The organism is Enterococcus sp. DIV1067f (assembly GCF_050543505.1).
GTDB classification, from domain to species: domain Bacteria; phylum Bacillota; class Bacilli; order Lactobacillales; family Enterococcaceae; genus Enterococcus_D; species Enterococcus_D entomosocium.
In genome coordinates, this window is the sequence record NZ_CP172940.1 from 411,422 (window position 1) to 435,755 (window position 24,334).

At 43.0% G+C, this 24,334-nt stretch carries 24 protein-coding genes and 1 pseudogene; 18 read left to right on the top strand and 7 right to left on the bottom strand.

All coding sequences use genetic code 11. From position 1 onward, the window contains the following. The first annotated feature begins 147 nt into the window (after positions 1-147). The 9 genes from IGJ42_RS01950 (at position 148) to IGJ42_RS01990 (ending at position 7,133) form a co-directional block, all read left to right on the top strand. On the top strand, positions 148-1,164 hold the full coding sequence (locus tag IGJ42_RS01950; protein ID WP_429961623.1) for a serine hydrolase domain-containing protein: 1,017 nt from the start codon (positions 148-150) through the stop codon (positions 1,162-1,164). A gap of 45 nt (positions 1,165-1,209) precedes the next feature. Continuing rightward, entirely contained in the window at positions 1,210-2,163 is a 954-nt protein-coding gene (gene manA / locus IGJ42_RS01955) for a mannose-6-phosphate isomerase, class I (RefSeq protein WP_176257035.1), read from the top strand. 199 nt (positions 2,164-2,362) lie between these two features. Beyond that, on the top strand, positions 2,363-3,502 hold the full coding sequence (locus tag IGJ42_RS01960) for a cysteine desulfurase family protein (protein ID WP_087664818.1): 1,140 nt from the start codon (positions 2,363-2,365) through the stop codon (positions 3,500-3,502). 68 nt (positions 3,503-3,570) lie between these two features. Next, entirely contained in the window at positions 3,571-3,912 is a 342-nt protein-coding gene (locus IGJ42_RS01965) for a DUF1831 domain-containing protein (protein WP_005232263.1), read from the top strand. Positions 3,913-4,089: 177 nt separating this feature from the next. Continuing rightward, the gene (locus tag IGJ42_RS01970) at positions 4,090-4,935 is read left to right on the top strand and encodes an aldo/keto reductase (protein WP_016611429.1); all 846 of its coding nucleotides are present in this window, start codon (positions 4,090-4,092) and stop codon (positions 4,933-4,935) included. A gap of 42 nt (positions 4,936-4,977) precedes the next feature. Continuing rightward, on the top strand, positions 4,978-5,583 hold the full coding sequence (locus tag IGJ42_RS01975; protein WP_087664819.1) for a metallophosphoesterase: 606 nt from the start codon (positions 4,978-4,980) through the stop codon (positions 5,581-5,583). A 205-nt stretch (positions 5,584-5,788) separates the two neighbouring features. After that, complete coding sequence (amaP, locus tag IGJ42_RS01980; RefSeq protein ID WP_005232260.1) at positions 5,789-6,352, top strand: alkaline shock response membrane anchor protein AmaP; 564 nt, start codon at positions 5,789-5,791, stop codon at positions 6,350-6,352. A gap of 11 nt (positions 6,353-6,363) precedes the next feature. Then, positions 6,364-6,558 carry a DUF2273 domain-containing protein gene (locus IGJ42_RS01985; RefSeq protein WP_005232259.1) on the top strand — a complete coding sequence of 65 codons (195 nt, stop codon included), beginning with the start codon at positions 6,364-6,366 and terminating at the stop codon, positions 6,556-6,558. A 56-nt stretch (positions 6,559-6,614) separates the two neighbouring features. Beyond that, positions 6,615-7,133, top strand: a complete 519-nt coding sequence (locus IGJ42_RS01990) for an Asp23/Gls24 family envelope stress response protein (RefSeq protein WP_005232258.1) — start codon at positions 6,615-6,617, stop codon at positions 7,131-7,133. Between the two features lie 86 nt (positions 7,134-7,219). On the opposite strand, the gene IGJ42_RS01995 is transcribed toward IGJ42_RS01990, so the two are convergent. Continuing rightward, positions 7,220-7,933: a C39 family peptidase gene (locus IGJ42_RS01995; RefSeq protein WP_061053675.1), complete on the bottom strand. Its 714-nt coding sequence runs from the start codon at positions 7,931-7,933 to the stop codon at positions 7,220-7,222. Between the two features lie 368 nt (positions 7,934-8,301). Between IGJ42_RS01995 and mnmA the strand changes: the two genes are divergently transcribed. Next, entirely contained in the window at positions 8,302-9,420 is a 1,119-nt protein-coding gene (gene mnmA, locus IGJ42_RS02000) for a tRNA 2-thiouridine(34) synthase MnmA (protein WP_026008140.1), read from the top strand. 122 nt (positions 9,421-9,542) lie between these two features. Here mnmA and IGJ42_RS02005 read toward each other — a convergent pair whose 3' ends face one another. Then, positions 9,543-10,499 carry a 1-phosphofructokinase family hexose kinase gene (locus tag IGJ42_RS02005; protein ID WP_429947000.1) on the bottom strand — a complete coding sequence of 319 codons (957 nt, stop codon included), beginning with the start codon at positions 10,497-10,499 and terminating at the stop codon, positions 9,543-9,545. Continuing rightward, positions 10,496-11,257: a DeoR/GlpR family DNA-binding transcription regulator gene (locus IGJ42_RS02010; protein WP_008376158.1), complete on the bottom strand. Its 762-nt coding sequence runs from the start codon at positions 11,255-11,257 to the stop codon at positions 10,496-10,498. Before IGJ42_RS02010 ends, IGJ42_RS02005 begins: the two co-directional genes overlap by 4 nt. Positions 11,258-11,538: 281 nt before the next feature. On the opposite strand from IGJ42_RS02010, the gene IGJ42_RS02015 reads away from it, so the two are divergent. From IGJ42_RS02015 to IGJ42_RS02035, 5 genes are read left to right on the top strand one after another with little or no spacing between them, the layout of a single operon-like run. Continuing rightward, positions 11,539-12,000 (top strand): PTS sugar transporter subunit IIA, encoded by a 462-nt coding sequence (locus tag IGJ42_RS02015; protein WP_087664821.1) that lies wholly within the window; start codon positions 11,539-11,541, stop codon positions 11,998-12,000. A 20-nt stretch (positions 12,001-12,020) separates the two neighbouring features. Beyond that, positions 12,021-12,320: a PTS sugar transporter subunit IIB gene (locus tag IGJ42_RS02020; protein ID WP_005227245.1), complete on the top strand. Its 300-nt coding sequence runs from the start codon at positions 12,021-12,023 to the stop codon at positions 12,318-12,320. Between the two features lie 36 nt (positions 12,321-12,356). Beyond that, the gene (locus IGJ42_RS02025; RefSeq protein WP_087664823.1) at positions 12,357-13,748 is read left to right on the top strand and encodes a PTS galactitol transporter subunit IIC; all 1,392 of its coding nucleotides are present in this window, start codon (positions 12,357-12,359) and stop codon (positions 13,746-13,748) included. Between the two features lie 28 nt (positions 13,749-13,776). Next, complete coding sequence (locus tag IGJ42_RS02030; RefSeq protein ID WP_008376154.1) at positions 13,777-14,028, top strand: hypothetical protein; 252 nt, start codon at positions 13,777-13,779, stop codon at positions 14,026-14,028. A gap of 17 nt (positions 14,029-14,045) precedes the next feature. Continuing rightward, on the top strand, positions 14,046-14,798 hold the full coding sequence (locus tag IGJ42_RS02035) for a class II aldolase/adducin family protein (protein ID WP_008376153.1): 753 nt from the start codon (positions 14,046-14,048) through the stop codon (positions 14,796-14,798). Between the two features lie 496 nt (positions 14,799-15,294). Here IGJ42_RS02035 and IGJ42_RS02040 read toward each other — a convergent pair whose 3' ends face one another. Next, positions 15,295-16,155, bottom strand: a complete 861-nt coding sequence (locus IGJ42_RS02040; RefSeq protein WP_429947001.1) for an AAA family ATPase — start codon at positions 16,153-16,155, stop codon at positions 15,295-15,297. A gap of 312 nt (positions 16,156-16,467) precedes the next feature. On the opposite strand from IGJ42_RS02040, the gene IGJ42_RS02045 reads away from it, so the two are divergent. Continuing rightward, positions 16,468-16,845 (top strand): DUF1033 family protein, encoded by a 378-nt coding sequence (locus tag IGJ42_RS02045; protein WP_005227251.1) that lies wholly within the window; start codon positions 16,468-16,470, stop codon positions 16,843-16,845. Beyond that, positions 16,778-18,850 carry a DNA topoisomerase III gene (locus IGJ42_RS02050; protein WP_005232250.1) on the top strand — a complete coding sequence of 691 codons (2,073 nt, stop codon included), beginning with the start codon at positions 16,778-16,780 and terminating at the stop codon, positions 18,848-18,850. The genes IGJ42_RS02045 and IGJ42_RS02050 overlap by 68 nt, the downstream gene beginning before the upstream one ends. Positions 18,851-18,927: 77 nt before the next feature. Here the strand turns inward: IGJ42_RS02050 and IGJ42_RS02055 are convergent, their stop codons facing one another. The 3 genes and pseudogenes from IGJ42_RS02055 to IGJ42_RS02065 all read right to left on the bottom strand — a co-directional run bounded on the left by IGJ42_RS02055 (position 18,928) and on the right by IGJ42_RS02065 (position 22,922). Further along, a complete protein-coding gene (locus IGJ42_RS02055) occupies positions 18,928-20,481 on the bottom strand; it encodes a response regulator (RefSeq protein WP_005232247.1) in 1,554 nt (517 codons plus the stop codon). Continuing rightward, positions 20,459-21,907 (bottom strand): annotated as a pseudogene (locus IGJ42_RS02060) (sensor histidine kinase). Before IGJ42_RS02060 ends, IGJ42_RS02055 begins: the two are co-directional and overlap by 23 nt. Before the next feature lie 10 nt (positions 21,908-21,917). Next, positions 21,918-22,922 carry an ABC transporter substrate-binding protein gene (locus tag IGJ42_RS02065; protein WP_194199303.1) on the bottom strand — a complete coding sequence of 335 codons (1,005 nt, stop codon included), beginning with the start codon at positions 22,920-22,922 and terminating at the stop codon, positions 21,918-21,920. A gap of 232 nt (positions 22,923-23,154) precedes the next feature. Between IGJ42_RS02065 and chvE the strand changes: the two genes are divergently transcribed. After that, complete coding sequence (gene chvE, locus IGJ42_RS02070) at positions 23,155-24,255, top strand: multiple monosaccharide ABC transporter substrate-binding protein (protein ID WP_086372573.1); 1,101 nt, start codon at positions 23,155-23,157, stop codon at positions 24,253-24,255. Positions 24,256-24,334 lie beyond the last annotated feature (79 nt).

Below are 24,334 nucleotides of genomic sequence, written 5' to 3' on the forward strand. Positions count from 1 at the left end.
TTTGATGTCTAAGAAACCAAGCAAGCGAATCGATTAGCTGATCGAGGCGAATAGCTGGAGAAAAAAAGGGCATAACGAGTTTTGTTTGCTGCTAAAAAGTGCTAAAGTTAGAAGCAAGACAAGCCTGAAAGGAGCGAGTATGGAATGATGACAATGTACCCAGAAACAGTACAGCTCATTCAAGAAAAAATGCCGACCGTTTTCCCAGGAGCGGTGCTGCGTTTTATCGCCGGTGAAACCCAAGAGACACAGGTATTCGGACAGGCAGCGCTTCTTCCGAAAACCGAACCCATGACGAAAGATCATTTGTTTGATTTAGCCTCATTGACGAAAGTCATTTGTACAACCACCGTCCTGTTAAAATTGTGGGATCAAGGGAAAATCGAGATGGAGGCACCGCTTACTCGTTGGTTGCCAGCGTTTAAAGACGATCGGGTAACGATCAAGCACTTGCTGACGCATACGGCAGCCATCAACACGTGGATTCCTCATCGAGACCAGTTGGGTGCTGCTGCTTTGCGCAAGGCGTATTTGCAGCTTGAAAGCAGTGATACGATCGGTCAAACGGTCAACTATACGGATACTGGTACGATTTTGCTGGGCTTTTTATTGGAGGAGCTGTATCAAAAATCAGTGACCGAGATTTTTCAAGAAGAAGTCTTGACGCCTTTAGGCATGAAGAACAGCGGCTTTCCGCCTTTTCCTCCTTCACAGCTGCCATTGATCGTGCCTACCCAGCAGCAGCCAGACGGCAGTATCCTTAGAGGAATCACCCATGACCCAAAAGCACGAGTGCTGGGAAACCATGCCGGCAACGCCGGGTTGTTTTCTACCGTGGATGATTTGACGCTGTTCGTTCAACTGTTACTGGCAAATGGTCAGCAGCAAGGGGCGCCGTTTTTCTCAGAAAAAGTCATGCAGGCGCTGGCTCAGAGACAGACGCCTGAAAGCACAAAGCCCCGCACCTATGGCTGGGACTTATTGGGTGCGTCGTACCAATTATTTCATACAGGCTATACAGGCACGTTTCTCGCAGTAGATATCCCTAACAAAAAAGCGTTTATTTTCTTATCGAATCGGGTCCATCCAGTGGATCATCGAGAAAGCTACTTGGGTCATCGTGACGAAATCCTGCAATGTTACTTAAAAGAATCTGCCGAATAAGCGGATTCATGCTATAATATGCACGAACAACTAGAGAGGGGAACAATTATGGAACCATTGTTTATGAAACCTGTTTTTCAAGAAAAAATTTGGGGCGGCAGTCGCCTGCATTCTGTTTTTGGTTTTGATTTACCGAGTGACAAAATCGGTGAAGATTGGGCGATCAGTGCGCATCCTCATGGGGTGAGCGTCATTGAAAATGGTCCGTTTAAAGGCAAAACATTGGCGGATCTTTGGCAAGACCATCAAGAACTGTTTGGACATTCAGACGAACCAGTCTTTCCATTATTAATTAAAATTCTAGACGCGGAAGATGATCTATCCGTTCAGGTCCATCCTGATGACACGTATGGGCTAGCCCATGAAGGGGAATTAGGGAAAACGGAATGCTGGTACATTATTGATGCCGAACCAGGTGCGGAAATCATTTATGGCCACCACGCACAAACCAAAGAAGAACTTGCGGAAATGATCGAAGCGGGTCGTTGGGATGATTTGTTAACAAAAGTCCCTGTGAAAAAAGGGGATTTCTTCTATGTGCCAAGTGGAACGATCCACGCCATTGGGAAAGGGATCATGATCTTAGAAACCCAACAAAGCTCGGATACGACTTATCGGGTGTACGACTATGATCGTACTGATGATCAAGGACAAACACGGGAGCTGCATATCCAACAATCAATCGATGTGACGACGATTCCTGCACGGACGCCAGAATTATCGATCCGTGAAGTCAAACAAGGACAATCAGCAGTCGTTACCTATCTTGAAACGCCATTTTTCAATGTGTATGAATGGGAAGTACGTGGAAAATTATCGTTGGCACAAAAGGCCGATTATACCTTGATGACTGTGATCGATGGGTATGGGCAGTTGATGATCGACGGTCATTCCTATGAACTAAAAATGGGCACGAGCTGCATTTTGCCAAACCCGATCAAGAAATGGGAATTGGTTGGTGAATTGACTGTCATTGCCTCTGAACCTGGAAAAAAATAAAACGATCAGTAAGTGACGTGATTCGCACAAGCAAAACAGCACACGTTCCTGATTTTTCGTAAGGCTGAACGCGTTCAGCTGCCTGTCATCATTGGCGATTTTTCCGCTTTTGACTGACAGGTTTTTTCGTATGGACACTCACGATAGACGTCTGAGGAAGATTTGTTATAATGGCAGTAATGAAGGATAGGTGAAAAGAATGGTTTACTTAGATCATGCAGCAACGACACCGCTGCACCCAGAAGTGATCAAAGTGATGAGTGAAACGATGCAGACATTTTTTGGCAATCCATCAAGCATTCATCATTATGGTCGAGACGCCCACACCCAATTAGAATTGGCTCGTCAAGCGATCGCTCAGCAGCTAGGGGTCAAGGAACATGAGATCATTTTTAACAGTGGAGGTACCGAAAGCGATAATACAGCGATCATCGGTACAGCCCTTAGCAAACAAGCACAAGGCAAACATATCATTACGACCCAGATCGAACATCCGGCGGTCATTGAGAGTATGCGCTATTTAGAAGGCTCAGGCTTTGAGGTGACCTATTTGCCCGTAGATCAAAAGGGGCAATTGGCCGTCAGTGAAGTTGAGGCTGCCTTACGTCCCGATACGATTTTAGTATCCATAATGACGGCAAACAATGAAACGGGCAATTTGCTACCGATTGCAGAAATTGGCGCCCTTTTACGGGAGCATCCCGCCGTTTTTCATACCGATGCCGTGCAAGCTTATGGCAAGATCCCGCTTGAAATCAATGAAAATAGCATTGATCTCTTAAGCATTTCCGCTCACAAAATCAATGGACCAAAAGGGATCGGTTTTTTGTATAAACGAGATGGCTTGTCGCTACCTTCGCTACTCCATGGTGGCGAACAAGAAGAAAAACGGCGAGCAGGGACGGAAAACTTGGCAGCCATCACGGGGATGGCCAAAGCAGCTTCTTTGCATACCCCCGAAGCACAGCAAGCAGCGGCAGAACAATATCAAACGTTTGCCGATGTACTGATGGAGACCTTAGCAGCACAAGGCATCGATGTTCAGTTGAATGGTGACCCAGCACACAAATTGCCGCATATTTTGAATCTGCGTTTCCCAGGGGTCAGCAGTGACTTGTTACTGATGAAATTGGACTTAAAAGGGGCCGCCATCTCGACAGGCAGCGCTTGTACGGCGGGCAATGTGGAACCCTCCCATGTGCTAGAAGCGATGGTGGGCAAAGAGCATCCAGCTATCCGGGAATCGGTCAGAGTCAGCTTTGGCTATGGCAACACATTGGCGGAAATCGAAGCATTTGCTCAGCTATTAGCAGAAACTGTCTTAGCAACGAAAAAGTAGGAGAACAGCTAGCAATCTCGCTGAAAACTATTTATAATGAAAGAAATGATGTTAAAGAGGTGAAGAACATGGCATTTGAAACAACAGCAACCGTTTTAGGCGCAGCAACCCAATACCGCATTGCTCCTGAAGCAAAAAAATATACGTTGCGGGATAATGGCTTTACAGAAACGAACGGCGGCAACTTCCAATTGATTCGTGGCCTTGAAGCAACACCCCAAAGCAAAGAAGGCTTTAAATTAAAAATCACTGTTGCAAAAGATCTGCAAACCTTCAAGATGTCCATCACGACAGCCAATGGATTAAAAGCAGTCAATATTTTCAAAGATGAACAGCACAAAATGCTGCAAGAAAAATTTTACTTTTTAATGGATGGTTTTATCAGCCGCGGGTTGTTTGTCAAAGCGTAAGCTTTTGTCAAAAGCAGCTATACCGTTCAAAGGGCAAGAAGTGTGTCACTCCGCCAAGCAGGCAAGGGATTGATACACTTCTTTTGTATCTTTGCCGGTTTCTTTTTATACTAAAGAAAACAAACCTAAGCCGTTCTCAGAAAGTGGATACGTTGAGACGAGAAAGAAGGAATCCAGATGAAACGAACCTTAAACAAGCAATCCGTGTTAGCCGTTGGAATGGGGACTTGGCATATGGGGGATGACCCAGCTAAGGAAAAAGCCGAGATCGATGCGCTGCAAGCGGGCATCAAAGCCGGAGCGGCTGTCATCGATACCGCAGAAATGTACGGCGAGGGAAACGCAGAAACGCTAGTTGGCAAGGCGATCCAGCCCTTTACACGAGCAGATCTTTATTTGATTTCAAAAGTCTATCCCTGGAATGCCTCCACCGATGAATTGCCAAAAGCTTTAGACCGCAGCTTAGCGCGTTTAGGCACCGACTATCTTGATCTGTATCTGTTACACTGGCGAGGGGATGTACCGTTAGCAGAAACAGTTGACGCACTAGAAGCTGCCAAAGACTCTGGAAAAATTCGCGCATGGGGCGTCTCTAATTTTGACGTGGCAGATATGGAGGAGCTGTTGCGGTTAGAAAACGGCGATCAATGTGCCGCCAACCAAGTACTCTATAATTTAGGCGCCCGCGGGATCGAATACGATCTTTTGCCTTGGCAGGCAGAGACGGAGATTCCGGTGATTGCCTACTCACCAATTGCTCAAGGCGATCGGTTAGGGCACCACTTTAAAAATGATGAAGTCTTGAAAGAGCTAGCAGAAGCCAAAGGCTGCACGATTTTTCAGCTGCTTTTGGCATGGACCCTCCGACAACCCCACGTCTTAGCGATCCCACAAACCAGTGACTCGCTGCATATGCTGCAGAACATTGAAGCTGCCAAAATCGTTTTTTCCAAAAGCGAATTGGCGACAATCGATGCACGCTTTCCGGAGCCAACGAAAAAGCAGCCGCTAGCGATGATTTGAAGACCCTAATCACAGAAAAAAGCAGTAAAGTAAGGAGCGACTATGAAATTTTTTACGTCTGATACCCATTATTTTCATGCAGCCTTGCTCGGGGACAATGACTTTGCCCCACGCCCCTTTGAGACAGTGACGCAAATGCATGAAACGATGATCGCTAGCTGGAATGAGGTGGTTGCGGATAAAGATGTCGTTTATCATTTAGGGGATGTCGCGATGCACCCTGCTTATGAAGCAGGCTTTCCAGAAATTGCTGCGCTGTTAGCACAGCTGCAGGGCAAAATCGTTTTTATCAAAGGCAATCATGATACCCGGGCTTTCTTTGCGTACTTGCGCAAGCATGATCCTGGTTGTTTGGGAGCCCAAAAGTATGCGTTTGAAGATGTTGGTGTTTTGCTGAAGTTTGCTCACCAGCAATTTATATTGACCCATTATCCTATGCTGCTGGGGATCACCAAAAACAGCCGCAATCTGCATGGGCATATCCATCATCACAGTGTTCCAATCGCTGAGAATCTCAACGTAGGAGTCGATGCGCCGGAATTGGCGTTTCTGCCGCAGCCGCGTCCCTTCGGTCGACCAGTTTCCGAAAATGAACTGGCGGTGCTGTATCATGCAAAACAACAAGAACTTGCCAAGCTAGCTCGTTAACAGATAACAAGAAAAGCAAGCGTCAAGACAACGTCGGACGGCTTGCTTTTTTTGTGATGACTTTGACAGCAAGCTTTGATTAAGGAAATTTTTTTGATAAAAATAAACTTTATATGTAAAAAATAATCGATTCCAAGAGTTATTATTTGATGGATATTTAAGAAATGTGTATGCTTTAAGTAGAAAGCAGTAAAGGAGGTTGCCAATGCGTAAGATTTCTAAAGTGATTTTTATCATCGGATTACTTTTACTCTTACTTGTCTTTTATTTTGGGATCATCGCCAATCAGCAAGCGGCTTCATTGCCTGTTTACTTGATTCCTTTGGATGAATATCCTTGGGTCGGATCTTCCATGAGTATGCTGCTCTTTTGGTTATCTGTTGGCTTTGCTATTTTTACAGTGATCGCACTCTTTGTCGTTTTGTTTTATCCAAAACGCTCAGACCGCTTGATCATTCCCCATAAGACAGGCGATTTAGTGATTCAGAAGAAGGCGTTAGAGCATTTTGTGCTCGAGCGGGTGAAACAAGCAGATTTCATCCATCAGCCATCGGTAAAAATCAAAATCGTCAAGAATAAAGTAGCGGTAAAAATCGATGGAGAAATGAAACAAACAGCAGCCATCCCGCAAAAACAAGAAGCTTTGGTTGGTGAGATCAGCAGCAGTCTGCAGCAGCTTTTCGGTATCGAAAGCAATATCCAAACGGAAGTTGTTTTAAAAGATACGCAAGAAACGCCAGCAGCCCATGACCAACCGCGTGTAGTTTAGGAGGAACAGGTATGAGTGAATGGTTCTACCACTATAAGATCCCGCTTATCTTTGCAGGTTTCGGTTTGATCCTAGCGATCCTGTTTCTAACGATCGGCTTTTTGAAAACCATACTGCTGGTGCTATTTACGGCACTAGGTACGTATCTGGGATTTTATCTCAAAGAAGTCGGATTCTTTGAACAATTTCAAAGACCGCGCCGTTAACTTTGGTAACATTATTAGTTTAATTTATATCAAGATTATAGTAGGAGGAATGTACGATGGAAAACCAAACAAAACCAACAACAGGTGTTAAAGGAGAATTAACTTACGAAGATAAAGTGATTCAAAAAATCGTAGGCATTGCATTAGAATCTGTAGACGGACTCTTAACAGTCGATGGCGGTTTCTTCTCAAATATTGCAGGTAAATTAGTCAACACCGATGATGTGACTTCAGGGATCAATGTTGAAGTTGGGAAAAAACAAGTGGCAGTCGATCTTGATATCGTTGCAGAATATGGCAGCGACATGACCACGATCTACGACCAAATCAAAGAGGTTGTTTCAACACAAGTCAACAAAATGACGAATTTAGAAGTCATCGAAGTAAACGTGAATGTAGCAGATGTCAAAACACGTGAACAATTCGAAAAAGACTCTGAAACAGTTCAAGACAAAGTAAGCAGTGCGGCAGAAACAACTGGCGACTTTGCGTCAAAACAAACACGTAAAGCCAAAGGTGCCTTCAACCGGACAACGACGCGTATTCAAGAAAACAACGAACCACGCGTTCAATAATAGCAAGATAAGCAAAAGACTAGCTGCGGCTAGTCTTTTTTTGTCCCACAAAAGGTGTATTTTTGCAGCTTCAGCCGATCAGAACATCAAAGCCAAAAGCTCCAATAATGGATTCCTTCTGCTTGAAAGACATCGTTAGGATAGCTTTTCTCATAATGGGCTTTTTCGGGGGAATCATTAGGATCGAATACTTGAATCGTTCCTTCTTTGTTCAAAGCCAATACCATAATATGTCCGGATGTCGTAAAGGTTCCTGCTTGAACCGAGACCACAACGGGGATGCCTTGTGTCATTTTCTCATAGGCAGCCTCAAATGAATCCCCTAAATCGGCAAATTGGTAACCAAAAGCTTCGGCAAACTGAGGAAAGATTTGCCAACTCGTTCCTTGTTTGGGAAGATAAAATTGATCGCCAGCCCACTCCAATAGTTTGTCAGGATTCGGCGGACGATCCGTCCAAAAAGAATCGATCATGGCTAAAGAAGCAATAGCGCACCCGTTTGCCGCAAACGTATTTTGCTCTTCTCCATATCCATACGTGTTATTGCCCCAGCGTTGATCGGTTTGTACAATCAACGGCAGTTGCTGCGTATCTGCCATCGCTTGTTGAATCGCTTGATTGGCTTGGCGAGTGAACTGTTTTGAGACAAGCGCTGTCTGATCAAACGCAGCATCCCTGACCTGATCAATCACGTAATGAATGACAAAAACACCACCGATGAGAAAAAGCAGCAGTGCAAGGCTCTTTTCTTTCTTCCCATCGTTTCTCCTCGTTTTCGATATCCTTGTGTGCGATCGCATGAAATGCCCCTCCTCGTAAAGTAGTATCTAAGAGAAGTATAGTCTTTTTCTAATAAGAGCATTTCTGCATTTCCTGAAGAATTTCATACGATTTTATGACAACCACCATTTGAAAAGTAAGTTGTTACTGTTTGGACAGCTGTCGATGACAGACACAAAAGCAGCGCTTCCTCTATTTGGCTGAGTGGGTGGAATAACGAACAGCAACTTCTCTCCAGATGTCTTTTCTAAAAAAGGAATTTTTAAGAAAAGACAGCAAACAGTGAAGTTTTTTGTGTTTTGTTGTATAATGCAAATTACTGAAAAGTTGCGACCTTCAAATCGTAGATGATTTCAGAATCTATAATTGAAATGATGGTGAAACGATCATGTCTAACGAAAACACCCGTGTGGTGGTTGGAATGAGTGGCGGGGTAGACTCGTCAGTAACAGCACTTTTGCTGAAAGAACAAGGGTATGATGTTGTCGGGATCTTTATGAAAAATTGGGATGATACCGATGAAAACGGTGTTTGTACCGCAACAGAAGACTACAAAGACGTAGCCAAAGTGGCTGCGCAAATCGGGATTCCTTATTATTCAGTGAATTTCGAAAAAGAATATTGGGACCGTGTATTTGAATATTTTCTTGCAGAATACCGTGCCGGACGGACGCCAAATCCAGATGTCATGTGTAACAAGGAAATCAAGTTCAAAGCCTTTTTGGATTATGCGATGGATCTTGGTGCCGACTATGTAGCAACTGGCCATTATGCGCAAGTGACCGTTGATGAAAACGGCGTAACTCATATGTTGCGAGGCGTGGATAACAACAAAGATCAAACGTATTTCTTAAGCCAATTGTCACAAGAACAATTGAGCAAAACCATGTTCCCACTAGGCGGCATGGAAAAATCAGAAGTACGAGCGATCGCTGAACGGGCAGGTCTAGCAACAGCCAAGAAAAAAGATTCCACGGGTGTCTGCTTTATCGGAGAAAAGAATTTCAAACAATTTTTGAGTAATTACTTGCCAGCGAAAAAAGGCAATATGGTTACATTAGATGGCGAAGTCAAAGGACAACACGATGGCTTGATGTACTACACCATCGGACAACGTCAAGGCTTAGGCATTGGCGGCGGCGGTGCCACTCAAGAACCATGGTTTGTCGTAGGAAAAGACTTAGCGACCAACACTTTGTATGTGGGACAAGGATTCCATCACCCCGCTTTGTATGCAGATCGCTTGGAAGCAAGCCAAATCCACTTTACTACAGAACAAGACCGCGGCACGGAATTTTCATGCACAGCAAAATTCCGCTACCGTCAACAAGATGTACCGGTAACGGTGCGTCTATTAGATGGAGATCGAGCAGAAGTGATTTTTGACGAACCAGTACGCGCCATCACTCCTGGACAAGCAGTCGTTTTTTATGACGGGATGGAATGCTTGGGCGGCGGTTTGATCGATGCAGCCTACAAAGAAGCCAAAGAATTACAATATGTTTAACCACTAACACAATCTGCCCTAGCTAAGAACACTGAACCAATCAGTTGCACTTAGCTAGGGCTTTTTTTATTTGTACCAACGAATGTTTTGCGTAATCAAGAGAACCAAAAATAGGTAGCCGATTATTCTTTGATCTTGAAAAGGTGGATCTGTTCGCTAAATGCAGCGACTTGTGCAGGATCGATCGTACCGTTTGTTTTCGAAAGCGCATTAGACATGCCACAAGCCATAGAATAGGTCAATGCTTGTTCTATTGGATACTGTTTATTCATTGCAACAGCCATACCACCAACGGTTGAATCGCCACAGCCAGTCGTATTAACGATGGCGATTTTAGGGATCTCGATCTTAAAAAAAGTCGACTGGTGTTTAACGATTGCCCCATCGCCGCCTTGAGAAACCATGACGGTGTCGATCCCTTCGAAAAGAGTGCTCTCTAAGACAGAGAAAATGTCTTGCGATGAATGCAATTTTTGACCCATTAGTTCTTCTAATTCCTGTTGATTTGGTTTAATAAAATTCGGACGAGCATTCGTTTGAGTCAAACAATTTTTTAGTTGTTCCCCAGCTATATCCATGAGGATCGGGACTTGTTCACCTAATGATTGACGGATGAATTGAAGCAACTGATCGTGAAAGTGTCCATTATCAGAATTTACTGATCCAGAAATACAGACGACCGTGATGGGGTGTTGTTTAATTATTGCTGCAAGGTGTTGGTAAAAAAGTTGTTCGTTTTCCTCCGACAGATAAAGTCCTTTTTCTACTAGCTCAGTATGAGTGTTACCGTCATGCATGATCGTGATCGCATTGCGAGAATTGCCGTCGATGGTGAGGAAATCCAATACATAACGTTCTTCAGCTAGTAAAGAATCAAGGATCGTTTTGCCTACAGGTCCACCTAAAATACCTGTCAATAAAACGGCTTCCCCAGATTGTGCGATGACTCTGCCAGCATTGATGCCTTTTCCTCCAATTGATGTATGTGGGTTATCTACCCGATTTACTTGATCCAATTTTAGCGAAGGAACAAGATAGTTGTAGTCCATGGAAGGGTTCATTGTGATGGTTAAAATCATTTTTGTTCCTCCTTGAGGATCTCTGTAAAGGAACGATAATAGTCAAAAGTAGTCTCAGAAAGTTTATCATCAGTGATCAAATAGTCGATATCTGAAAGCGAGTAGAAGGTATAAACGTCAGAGCGATTAAACTTGGAACTATCTGCAACGATGCATTTTTTGCGGGAATGTTTGAATGCGACTCGTTGAATCGAACCTTCAACAAGATTTGCAGTGGTGATATTATTTTCAAAGATCCCATTTGTAGCAGCAAAAGCGATATCGATATTTAAATTTTCAAAACTCTTCTCTGCTGTTTCCCCATAAAATTCTTCCGTCGTGCGGGAAAATTCTCCACCGGTCAATAAGACACGATAGTCTGTGTTGTAAATCAAATAATTAAAAGCAAGTAAACTATTTGTGATCACGAATAAGTTTGCTTTTTTTAGTTCAGGTAAAGCGTGGAGCATCGTAGTTCCCGCACCGATATAGATAGTATCGTTGTCTGATATGATACTGTTCATTACTTTTCCGATGAATTTCTTTTCGGCAACGTTCGTATCGATTTTTTCTTGAGTAGAAAGCTCGTGTTCGATTTTTTCGAGTTTTTGGGCGCCACCATAGATTTTTACCAATAAAGATTGATTCGCTAACTCTGTAATATCTCTACGAATGGTCATATCGGAAACGTCTAATGTTTTGGCTATTTCTGCAATGGATAAGTAATCGTGCTGATTCACTAGCGCTAGAATTTTTTCTTGCCGTTCTTTCTTTAACATAGTTTCACCTCTGGTTGATTAACGATTTTTTTAAGTTTCTTTTTTATCGATGTTCTTTATACATTAATTAATAGCATTTACTTTTGGAAAAAGCAAGGGAAAATGTTCATCTTTGTTAAAGTTTGATAGTTTCGTGTATTGGTGAAAGGAATCAGTTTGAAAAAAATACCAAAAGAAAGCGTTGACAAGAAAAATTAACTATTGTATATTTACATTGTAAAACATATTGTAACAAACTTTAACAATATTTATCATTTGAGTTGAACAAGGAGGAAGAATAGGTGGGCTATACGAGCATGTTTGATGAAAGGCTAATTTTTCTCGATGTGGAAGGAGAGGAGTTGAAAGAACTATTTGAAGAAATAGCAAAACGATTACAGCAACAAGGTTTTGTGAATGAACAGTATGTAGAAGGATTACTAGCAAGAGAACAAGCTTTTCCAACTGGACTGATTACACAGTATTTGAATATTGGCTTGCCTCATTCAGAACCAGCGTATGTCGAAAAGCCTTTTATTGCGATCGTGCGTATGAAAAACGAGGTGAAGATGAAGCAAATGGGCGACAGTCAAGAAATGCAGGTCAAGGATCTCTTTTTTCTAGGAATCAAAGAACCAAAAGAGCAAGTCGGCTTACTGCAATCGTTAATGGCATTATTTATGGATGAAGGATTTGTAAAGGCATTCATTGAAACACAAGAAGTGCAGGCAATTTATCAGCTAGTTACACAGTATACAAAATAAAATTTTTGGAGGAATTTAAGATGAAAAGAAGATTGATCGTAGCATGTGGAAGTGGGGTTGCAACAAGTCAAACGATCGCAAGTAAAATTGCTGGAATGCTTGAAGATGACGGAATCGATTTCCCCGTTGAAGCAGTTGATTACAAGTCGATCCAAAATGAATTGCCGTCGACAGGAATTTATGTGTATGTTGCTCAGCCAGATGATGAAGTATTGGAAAAAGCCGCTGAGCTAGGTGTACACGTTTTTGCTGGGATTCCGTTTCTTACCGGTATGGGTATGGATACGATTTATGAAGAAATCAAAGAATTGATTGGCTAGTACAAAACATCCTATCAAAAGAAAGAAGTGAAAAAAATGCAAGTATTTCAAGACATTATCAATTATATCTTAGGTTTAGGTTCCGCTATTTTTGTGCCGCTAATCATTTTAATCCTAGGCTTGGTTGCAGGGATGAAATTCAAAAAAGCCTTTATGTCTGCAATCACGTTAGGTATTGCTTTTACTGGGATGTCTATGGTCATTGGCTTTATGTCAAATGCAGTTAGTCCAGCTTCCGAAGCATTGGCAAAAAATACTGGCTTGAACTTGCCTGCGCTAGATTTAGGGTGGACAGGAGCGGCAAGTATCACCTGGTCATGGTCCTATGCATTTGTTTTCTTTGCCGTCGTTCTTAGCGTGAATTTTGTCATGTTGATTTTGAACTGGACCAAGACGTTGAATGTCGATATGTGGAATGTATGGGGCAAAGCGCTGACTGCCTATCTGGTCTACTTTATCAGTGGAAGTTTACTTGCTGGGTTTATCACCGCCATCGTACAGGTTATCTTGGAACTTAAAATGGGGGATATGTTCCAACGCCACATTGAGGATTTGACTGGTATTCCTTTAGTAACAGTGACCCACTTGATGAATATTTCAGCAGTGCTTTTATTACCGATCAATGTGATTATGGATAAAATTCCTTTCTTTAATCGACGGGCCGATACCAAAGCCTTAAAAAAGAAAATCGGTATCTTCTCTGAAAATTCGGTGATGGGCTTTCTCATTGGTTTGGGCTTGGGATTAGCTGCAGCTTATGGCGTGTCAGGCTCATTGAACTTAGCTATTCAAATCGCGACTGCAATGGCTTTGTTCCCAATGATCTCAAAAATGTTTATGCAGTCTCTTTCACCACTGGCTGATGCAATGTCGGAAATGATGAAAAAACGCTTTAAAGATCGGGAAGTTTACATTGGGTTAGATTGGCCCGTATTAGCTGGTCGCTCTGAGATTTGGGTCACTGCTATCTTGTTGGTACCTGTCTTTATTGGCTATGCTATCATCTTGCCGGGAAATGCTGTGTTGCCTTTAGCAGGAATCATTAACTATTCGATCGCAGTAGGTGGATTATTGCTCACCGGCGGAAACTTGGTTCGTATGCTGATCATGGGGGTTATTTCGATGCCAATCTATCTATATGCAGCTACGTATTTGACGCCGATCCTAACGGGCTTAGCAGATCGAACCGGCGCAGTAGAAGGAATACAAAAAGGGCAGCAAATCACTTGGTCTTCGATCGAAGGACCGGAATTTCGAATTTTATTTGCAGAAGCGTTTAAAGGAAATATCTTGGGTATCGTCGGTTCCGTTGTGTTTATCGCAATGTTTGTCTGGTTGTATAAATATATGAATAAGGTAAAGGTACCAAGTCAAAGATATGAAGAACAAGGGACCCCATCGACGCAAGTACGTGCGACGAATGGCTAATATTTTCAAAAAGGAAAGGACGACAGGAATGGGAAAGAGCGAAAAAATAAAATGGCAATTGCTTCTTTTTCTAGCAATTGGCTGCTATCTCTTAGCTTTGGTGACACAACAGTACCTATTTAATGTCGTAGCGATTGGTCTAGCAGTCTGTGTATACAAATATGGCAGTCCAGTACTTTTTAAAGAATACGATGAACGAAAAAAGAAAAAAGAGGAAGAAGCAGCTAAAGTAAGGGAAGCTGTACAAACAATCTTACGCAACAAAACGTTTGAAAAATAAAAAAGGTGGTCTTGAATATGTCAGATGGACGGATGATTTTTGAAAGAGAACGGGAAGATTTAGCACGAATCGTAAAATTGATTTTTACCCGGAAGAATACAAATGTTGCAGGCGGTAATTTTTCTTTTAAAACAACCGATGAAACTGGAAAAGAATACATTATTATGACACCAACTATGATGTCAGAAGCCTATTTAGGAGAGGTCTCACCAGCCCAGATTTTAGTCGTTGAGCCTCATACGAGAACAGTGATTGATGGGGTTGGTCAGCTGACACGAGAAATCAACTTACACGAAGCGGTTTATGATACGAATCCAGCGATAAAAGCAGTCTTACATGCCCATTCTCCTCACTCGATGTTTTGGGCAACCGCCGGATTGGATATGCCTAACTTAACAGAAGCGACCCAAAAAATTGGCTATATTCCTGTACTAGACTTTGAACCTAATTGCTCACCAGAATTAGCAGAATTAGTTTCTGATTACATGAAAAAAGAACAACTCGCCTTACCGAATATGTTGCTCCTCAACAGTCATGGGGTACTGATCAGTGCGCCAGGAGCATCTGGCATCGAAGCAATCCATAAAGCTTTGCAAATACTAGATACCACGGAATGGAATGCGGAAATTGCCTATAAGCAAACGATTTTTCAATCTTTAGGCTTGTTAGATGGTTTTTACTCCAAAGGGAGACAAGTAGGAACACTTGAAGACTTGAAAAAACATGCACCGATTTATAATAAAGAAGAAATTTTTGCTGGTGGTGATTAGCCAGCAAGTAATCATCTTTTTCGATTGATAAAAATCCAAGAACATTCGTTTACGAGTTCTTGGATTTTATTTTTTTATTCAAAATATGCTATAATTTAGTCAGAAAATTAATGTTTTTGATGCATTGGCATTTTTAAAAGAAAGGGGGAGGGGCATGAATCGTACAAGAGCCAACCTCATGAAATGAGGGGACGTTAGTGCCGTAGGGGTGGTAATGCTTCATCAGAATCAGGTCATTTCAAGCCAAATCAACGAACTTGCCTTAGCCGTACTATTTGGTTTAGTAGGGTATTTGATTGTTTTAAAAAGTTCTACTTTTTGTCCGCTCAGATTGCGGAGCATTCCGATCAGTATAACCAAGCAGAAGTCAAGTGAGGCAAAATTGCGGGAGTTGTCGCCTTCTATATTGCTCTGATCAATTTGATTTTGGTCTTTGTGTGAGTGTAGCGGAAAAAAATGCCAAAAGAAATCTTTGACGGAAAATGGTTTGCTTTGGTCATGATCGATCATCAAACTCGGCTTGATGTGCTTGAAAAAAGCGGTAATACTGCTGGACACTAGCTAACTGCGTCCACTTCCGAACATCGACAGGTGTTTGATCCAAATCATAGATTTTGGCTTCCTTTAAAGATAAAACGAAAGGACTATGGGTAGCAATAATGAATTGGCACTGTTCATAGCGGACAAAATCTTCCAGTAACTGCACTAGTTCCAGCTGGCGATCAGCAGAAAGGGAATTTTCTGGTTCATCTAATAAGTAAAGACTGTTGGGACGAATTTTTTCTTGAAAGAAGCGAAAGGCACTTTCACCATTGGAATATTCTCGGACGTTGTCGATCAAGTGCTTGCGGGTGAATTTGGACTGTGTGTTGGATCGTGCGAGATTGATTTTCTTCAATTCATGGTAATCGTCAAAACCTGTGAAACGAAAGTCCGCATACTTTGCTTGGTAGTATTCTTGAAACACTTCTTCTCGGCGATGATCGATCCCTTGATTTAAGTTTCGAATATCAAGCATGAAGTCAAAGACGTCATCGCTGGTCAATAGCACTTTTTCTTGCGGTTCGTCGTTGCTACGAGCAGAACAGTAGGATAGATAGTCCTCGAAAAAATTCGACCGATTATACGCAGCAAAGCGCTGCGCGTGGATCTTTTCGGCAATCACGTTCAATGCAGTGGTTTTGCCAGAACCATTGCCGCCATATAAAATCGTGATTGGTTCAAAATCGATCTGCTGAAAACGGCGGGCACTGAGAATCTGAAAAGGGTAGTAAGAATCATAGACAGTCCGTTGGATAGAAAGGAAAAAATCAAACTCGGTTTCTTGATCGGGAAAAGTGATTTGTTCGAGATACATGGGGCACCTCCTGGCAGTTTCATGGTTGCCATTATTGTAGCATATCCATCACAGATAAATTTTTTTTTGCGAGGTTAAAATAAATCTTGTTTGATATTTTTTTAATCTTTTCCTGTTATATTCACAACAGGAAACTTCTGTGCTAGACTATAAGGGCATAGAAATGATGTAATCTTAAGCAACCGATAAAACGTACAAAAAAACGAAGGTTTAATGAATTCTTTAAGCGATGTTTAAATGCTGAAACTTATTCCTTGCAAGTTTAAGTAAAAGTGACTAATATGGGGAAGGAATCGTGAAAGGAGCAATGGAATGTATCAAGTAGTAGTCATGTATGGGGACAATGAACCGTGGTGGTTTTTTGAGGGATGGCAGTCAGATATTCAAGAGGCGTTCACATTTGCAACTTTCAGCGAGGCGCAGTCATTTTATGAACAAAAATGGCAAGAAATCAGAGAAGAGTATTCGTACATAAATGCAAAATCAAACTTTATGACGGCTTTTTGGAATGAAGAAGACGAACGCTGGTGCGAAGAATGCGACGATTACCTCCAACAATATATTGGACTGGCATTGCTCAAAGAATATCAGCAAGTCGTCGACGAAAGCAGGAAAGATTTTTATGAAACAACTAATTCTAGCGGAAAAGCCAAGCGTTGCCAAAGACCTCAGCAAAGTTTTGGGCTGTGAGCAAAAACATAAAAATTATTACGAAGGACCCAAGGCGATCGTTACTTGGGCCCTTGGTCATTTATTGGGCTTGAAAATGCCTGAAGATTTAAACAAAGAGTGGGCATCATGGCAGATGGAAACGTTACCGATGATCCCTAAGTCCATCGGGATCAAGCCGTTGCCAAAAACCGGTCATCAACTAAAAGCCATCAAACAATTGGCTCAAAGAAAAGATGTCGGGGAAGTCGTGATCGCTACCGATGCGGGAAGAGAAGGGGAGCTAGTCGCTCGCTGGATTTTGGAGTGGGTTCGTTTTGACAAACCAGTCAAACGTTTGTGGATTTCTTCGCAAACCCCTAAAGCCATCAAAGAAGGCTTTGCAAAATTGCAGTCAGCCAAGCACTACGACAATCTTTACTACTCCGCCCTTGCGCGGGCAAAAGCCGACTGGCTGGTAGGGTTGAATGTCACGCGGGCATTGACGGTCAAATATCAAGACAATCTTAGTGCGGGTCGGGTCCAAACCCCTACCTTAGCTTTGGTGCGCAGTCAGGAAATGCAAATAGAGAGTTTCCGTCCGCAAACCTATCATGTGATTACCCTAAACGTAGGCGATGCCAAGGCCCGCCTGCAGCAAAAAAATCCCTATCAACTAAAAGAACGCAGCGACGCCGAAGCATTGGTCAAGCAAATGAGTCAACAAAATGGTCGCGTGACAGCGATCGAAGAAAAGGTCAAAACAGAAAGTGCACCATTGCCCTACGATTTGACCGAGATCCAACGAGAAGCCAATCAGCGTTATGGATTTTCAGCCAAGAAGACCTTGTCGCTTGTTCAAAGCTTGTATGAAACCCATAAAATCGTCACTTACCCAAGGACGGATTCCAAGTATTTGACTAATGATATGAAGGCAACCATGAAGGAACGCCTGCAGGCAGTTGCGGATTTTGCCCCAGAAGTCAAAGGATACTTGAAAAATGGCGGACAAGTGGTGCAGCAAGCTGTCTTCAATGATAAAAAAGTTACCGATCACCATGCCCTATTGCCAACGGAACAGCGGGCACGTTATGAAAAATTAACTACCGATGAACAACGGATCTATCAAATGATCGTTAGTCGTTTCTTAATGCTCTTTGCGAAACCCCATAAAAAGCAGCAGCAGAAAGTGACCGTGACCTTTGGTTCAGAAACCTTTGTATTCAACCGCAATACCGTGTTAGAAGCGGGATGGAAAACGACTTCTGAAGAAGAAACCAGTGACATAGCTTGGCAAAAAGGCAGTACCGTCAAGCCTGAGTTCACCATCCAGAAAGAGTTGACCACACCACCGAAACCGTTGAATGAAGGAACTCTTTTAGGTAAAATGGAAAAACATAGTCTCGGTACGCCGGCAACCCGTGCGGAGATCATTGAAAAGCTGATCAAATCTGAGCTGATGGAGCGGACCCCAAGCGGCTTGCAAGTATCGCCAAAAGGCAAGCAGTTGTTAGTCTTAGTCAATCCTTCCTTGGTGACACCAGAGTTGACGGAAAAATGGGAGAAGGAACTGGAAGCCATTGCGAAAGGCACCTATTCTGCCCAAACCTTCCTCGCACAAATCGAAGCAGACACCAAACAACTGGTCAAAGAAATCAAGCAAAGCGAAAGCAAGTACCAAGATTTCTCATTGACCCAAAAACGGTGTCCAGAATGCGGCGAACCATTGCGGGAGAAAAATACCCGTGATGGCAAGATCTATGTTTGTTCTAGTGGCACCTGCAAGTACCGTCGTCGGAAAGACCCGAAAGTTTCAAACCGACGTTGCCCGCAATGTCACCGAAAGATGGAGATCATTGAGGGCAAAAATGGCGCCTATTTCCGCTGTAAATTCGATGGGACCACCGAAAAAATGGCGGATAAAAAAGAGCGCAGCAAAAAGCTGTCGAAACACGAAGAACGCCGCTTGATGAATAAAATCAATCAAGAAGAACCGCAAGAAAGCCCATTAGCAGCTGCTTTAAAAGCTGCTATGGAGAAGAAATAACTGAATGAGGTAGAAAATAAAAAAGAGTGAGGACGATTTTGCTGTCCCTCACTCTTTTTTTGTATCCATTCATTCAACTAGGCATTTTTTTGACGGTATTCTTTCGGTGAGATACTTTCTTTCTTCTTGAACAAAAAGGAAAAATAATTTGGGTCATTATAGCCAACATCAAAGGCGATCTCAGATAGCCGTAGATTTGTCGTTAACAGCAGTTCCTTAGCTAAGGTCAATCGTTGCTCGGTCAAGTATTCGATAAACGTAGAATCAGTGGCTTGCGAGAAGATGGTGCTGAAGTGCGCCGGACTCAAATGAACTTTTTCAGCAACTACATTTAAGGAAATATTGGGATCAGAAAAGTGCTCACTGATAAAGGCTTTGGCTTGATTGATGACGCTTTGATATTTCGCCATTGCAGGATTGATGGGTTGTTTGGTCAATAGCGGCAACAGTTCTGCCAGAGTCGTTTGATAGTTCTCTGGCTCATGGGTCAATGCCGCTAGATAGTCTAAGTCATGGGCGTGCTGAACGATCTGGGGCAGCGAATGACTGTCTTTTTTCTTCAATAATGCCAGCAATTCGACCAAGACGAACAAACGGTACATTTGCGTTCGCTCAACGGTCCCTTGAGGCGCCATCAATTCATCGGTCAGCTCAGGGATCGTCTGTTTCCCAGCATTTGCCAGTCTTGAAGCAAGATCGGTTTTGAAAGGATTGGTGGGGGACAGTTCCCCTTCCCGAATGTCATCTTCATAGCTGATGATTTTTTCCTTGCGGATGCTGCCATAGGTTTTTAGCATGTCACGAGCTTTCTGATAAGAAAGAGGGATGCCCGAGAAACGATCTGCTATAGGTCCGATCGCCACTGCCACTTCTTCCCCAGAACCATGAACGAGGCTTTGAGCGATCTGATAGGCTTTTTCTAAAACTTGTTCTCGGTCATGGTCAAAAAGTAAAAACTTGATGAAGCGGCTAGAGACACTGGAGAACAAGACGGCATCATCTTGCTCATAGGCTTTGGTCAGCTGCTGGCTAAAGCGAGTGTAGTCAGAAAAACTTTGATTGAAGGGGGTTTTTGCTAACAGCACACAAAACTGTTTGCCTGAAAAGCGCCGTCCCAGTTCTTCTGCTTGCAAAAAAGCTTCTGAGATCGTGATCTTTTGTTTAAAGAGATGATTCAGAAAGTGATTTTTTTTGATTTCCATTTCGAATAAATCGTCTTCTTTGGATAATTGCTGATGGGTGGTTTGTTGTTCATCTAAGTGTTGAACGACGGTTTTGATGGCTTGTTCTAATTCTTCGTTTTTGATGGGCTTGAGTAAGTAATCGTCTGCTTGCAGCTGCAGTGCCGTTTTTGCATAGTCAAAATCATCAAAGCCGCTAACAAAAATAATGCGAACTTGCGGCAATAATTTTTTGGCTTCTTTCGCAAAGACCAAGCCATCCATAAACGGCATTTTGATATCGCTGATAATAATATCCGGACGCAGATCAAGGATCGAAGCTAGCGCCAATTCGCCATCGGCGGCTTCATCGCTATAAACGATCGGGTATTGTTTGGCGAGAGTCATGATTTGGTGGCGTAAACTATCGCGAATCAGATGTTCATCTTCAACTATGAACACTTTGTACATGGTTGGGTTCCTCCCTTTTTGGTACTGTGACGTTAATCGTGGTGCCTTCTTGGTATTGACTGTGGATCGTCAGTTGCGCTTCGCTGCCGTAGTTCAGCTGGAGACGGCGATAGACGTTATATAGGCCATAGCCGCTCTCAGAGGCGGGATCAGTGGTTTCTTTAAGGTTACGACGAATCTCCTCCAAACGGTCAGGGTCGATCCCAATGCCGTTGTCACTGATGGTCATTTGAATCTGGTGAGGCAATTCTGACACTGTAATTCGAATCATGCCGACGCGACGGACAAACTTGGTGCCATGATAAACGGCGTTTTCAACTAGGGGCTGCAGGACCATTTTCAAAACCTGCAGTTCTGGACTGACGGTTTGATCTTCGATGGTGTAAGACAGCATCCTACCATAGCGAATCTGCAAAATCTTCAAGTAATCGCCCACATGCCGCAATTCTTTTTCCAAAGGAATCCAGTCTTGCCCTTTGCTTAAGGAGATACGGAAAAAATCTGATAACGCATAGGTCATTTCCGTTGCTTGCTCGTAACGGGCAGCTTCAATCAAAGAAACGATCGCATCTAAACTATTATAGATGAAATGTGGGGTAATCTGGGCTTGTAAGACCCGCACCTCACTTTGGGCTAAGTGATACTGCTTCAAGGCATTTTCTTCCAAGAGCCGGGTCAAGTCATCTGCCATTCGATTCAAGCTACTCGTCAAGGTCCGCAGTTCTGGGGTTTCTGGCAGTTCTGCTCGGTAGCTCAAATGTCCTTGGGATAGTTCGTTGGAAAGATCTAATAACCGATCCAATGGGTCTTGCAGATTGTCCCGAACAAAGCGCCGGTTTTTATTGATGATCGCAAAGATGATCAAAAGCAACACGACTTGAAAAAGGATCAGTAACAATACCGATTGGACTAGTTCGTGATTGGTTTGGCTGGCTAAGCTGATCTCTACCCCGACGAATTGCTGCAAAATATCGGATAGCAAATCGATCACCGAATCCACTTGGATCATGACGTATTGGTTTTTTTCCACCGGCTCATCCTTGAGAATATTGTCGATCAACTGTTGCTGATAGGTTTCTAAAGAATCGAGCGTCCGAAAGGCGACCGCTAAAATATTGAGCTCTTTCGCAGTGCTGGTATTTTCTTGGATGTGTTGCAGGTCGCTTCTCAATTCCTCAATTACATTGGTTTCTTGGACTTGTTCGACGGTTTTTTGGCCAAAGACTAAGTCCCACATCTCCTCCAAGACAATGGCATCGACTTTTTCCGATAGTTGATTGGCTTCTTCAATATTGTTGATGGTATTTTGCTAAATGAAAATCTGCCGCGAGTAAAACACACTGCTTAGTACGAGGGGAATAAAGGCGACGAGGATCATCAGTTTATTCGTCTGTTGAAAGATGCCCTTGATACTTTTTGTTTTCATCTTCATCTCCTCAATAATTTCTCGGTGGAATCTGATCGAAATCCATGTCACTGGAAAAAACTGTTTCATGGACATAGATTTCACGAGGAATGGCATCGGCGCCGCGAGCCAAGTAGCGAGAGATGGCATTTTTGACGAACACCCCGGCATCTGGGTTGCACTCAACGACACAATTGACCACTCCTTGCTTCAATTTATCGATCATTTCTTTTTGAGCATCGATCGATACGATCACTAAATCCTTCCCCGGCTCAATATCGGTTTTTTCTAAGGCTTCTAGGGCACCCAACGTCATCTCATCATTGTGGCTGAACAAGACATCAATCTGTTCCATTTTGCCTGCTTCGATGTATTGTTCGATGACTTCTTTGCCTTTACGGCGGATGAAATCGCCGTTTAATTCGTCTACGACTTGGATCGTCACATTGTTATGGGCATAATCACGCTTGATGGTTTCTCGGAACCCTTCTGAGCGCAAATACGTCGGGGACGTAGCATCCAGTCCCGTCAATTCTAAAACATTGACTGTTTTGTTCTCATGCTCTTTATAATAATTACTAACGTAGAGACCTGCACGATTGCCCTCGGCTTTGAAGCTTGGCCCGATATGGGTCAAAAATAAAGAGGGATCGCTGACATTGACATGTCGATCTACCACGAAAACGGGAATCCCAGCTTGGGCCGCTTCTTCCAAAATCGGTTCCCAATTGTTTTCCTGAATGGGGGTAAAGACGATGGCATCGACTTGATACACGATAAAATTACGGATATCTTGGATCTGTCGCTCTTGATTCATATAACCGTTACGATAAAGGACTTCATAGCCTTCCTTCTCTAATTCAGTGCGGATCGATTCCGTATGGCGTTTACGCCAGCTGCTTTCCGTTCCCGACTGGGAAAAACCGATCACAATACTTTCTTCCGCTGTTTCAGTGGTTGTTTCTTTGTTTGCTTGGCAACCAGCCAAGCAAGCTAGAAACAAACAGACGAACAACCCAATTTTTATATTCCTCATTTTTTTCACCTCTATGGTCTATTCTACTAAAAAATACGGAAGCGCTTTACACAAAATATCAAATCAAATAAAAACCAAGGGAATCTTAAAAAATCCAAGATTCCGAAGAGAAAAGGGGGTAACTGGGCCGTTTTTTCTCAAGAAATCCAAGAAACCTCGAAAAAATCTAAATGTAAGCGATTCCTTAACTAGCTATACTGAATATGTAAGAAAAAGACATGGAGGGATCACAATGAAAGGTACTTTTGGTAAATTGGTCGTCCTAGCATCCACCTTATTGGTTGGTGGATTGTTAGCAGCTTGTGGGAATGGATCAGATAGCGGGGCAAACGGTGACGGAGACAAAGGATTTGTTGGGATCGCGATGCCGACCAAATCGGCAGAACGATGGATCGCAGATGGCAACAATATGGTAGAGGAATTAGAGAAGCTTGGCTATAAAACTGACCTGCAATATGGAGAAGACAAAGTAGAAAACCAAGTGGCACAAATTGAGAACATGATCACCAAAGGCGTTGATACTTTAGTGATCGCCTCGATCGATGGTTCGGCACTGACGGACGTGTTGGAAAAAGCCCATAACGAAGACATCACAGTCATCGCCTATGACCGTTTACTGATGAACTCGGAATACGTCGATTATTATGCCACCTTTGATAATTTTGGAGTCGGCGTGCTGCAAGCGTCTTATATTGAAGACAAATTAGGCCTCAAAGATGGTGAAGGACCATTTAACATTGAATTATTCGGCGGTTCTCCAGATGATAACAATGCACTGATCAATTATAATGGGGTCCTTTCGGTTTTCCAACAATACTTTGACAGCGGACAGCTAGTCGTTCCTTCCGGTCAAACCAACTTCAACCAAATCGCTACCTTGCGTTGGGATGGTTCAACCGCGCAAGCTCGGATGGACAATTTGTTGAGTGCCAACTATACGGATCAAACATTGGATGCTGTTCTTTCACCTTATGATCCAATCAGCCTAGGAATCATCTCATCGCTTAAAGGTGTGGGCTATGGTTCCTCTGATAAACCACTGCCTGTGATCACCGGTCAAGATGCGACGGTGGCAGGAGTGAAATCAATCATCGCGGGCGAACAAACCCAAACGATTTTTAAAGATACACGGGTGTTAGCGAAAAACACGATCGAAATGATCGAAGCCATCACCAATGGCGAGGAAGTGCCGGTCAACGATACTGAAACCTATGATAATGGCGTCAAAGTCGTACCAACCTACTTGTCAAATCCTGTTTCTGTGGATAGCGACAACTACAAAGAAGAATTGATCGATACCGATTACTATACAGAAGAAGAGCTGGGCATTTAAGCAAGGAGTGCAGATCCAGCGAGAAAAGATGCTAGTTTCCCCTAAAGCAGCAGGGAAGAACGAATCATCCCCAGTATTC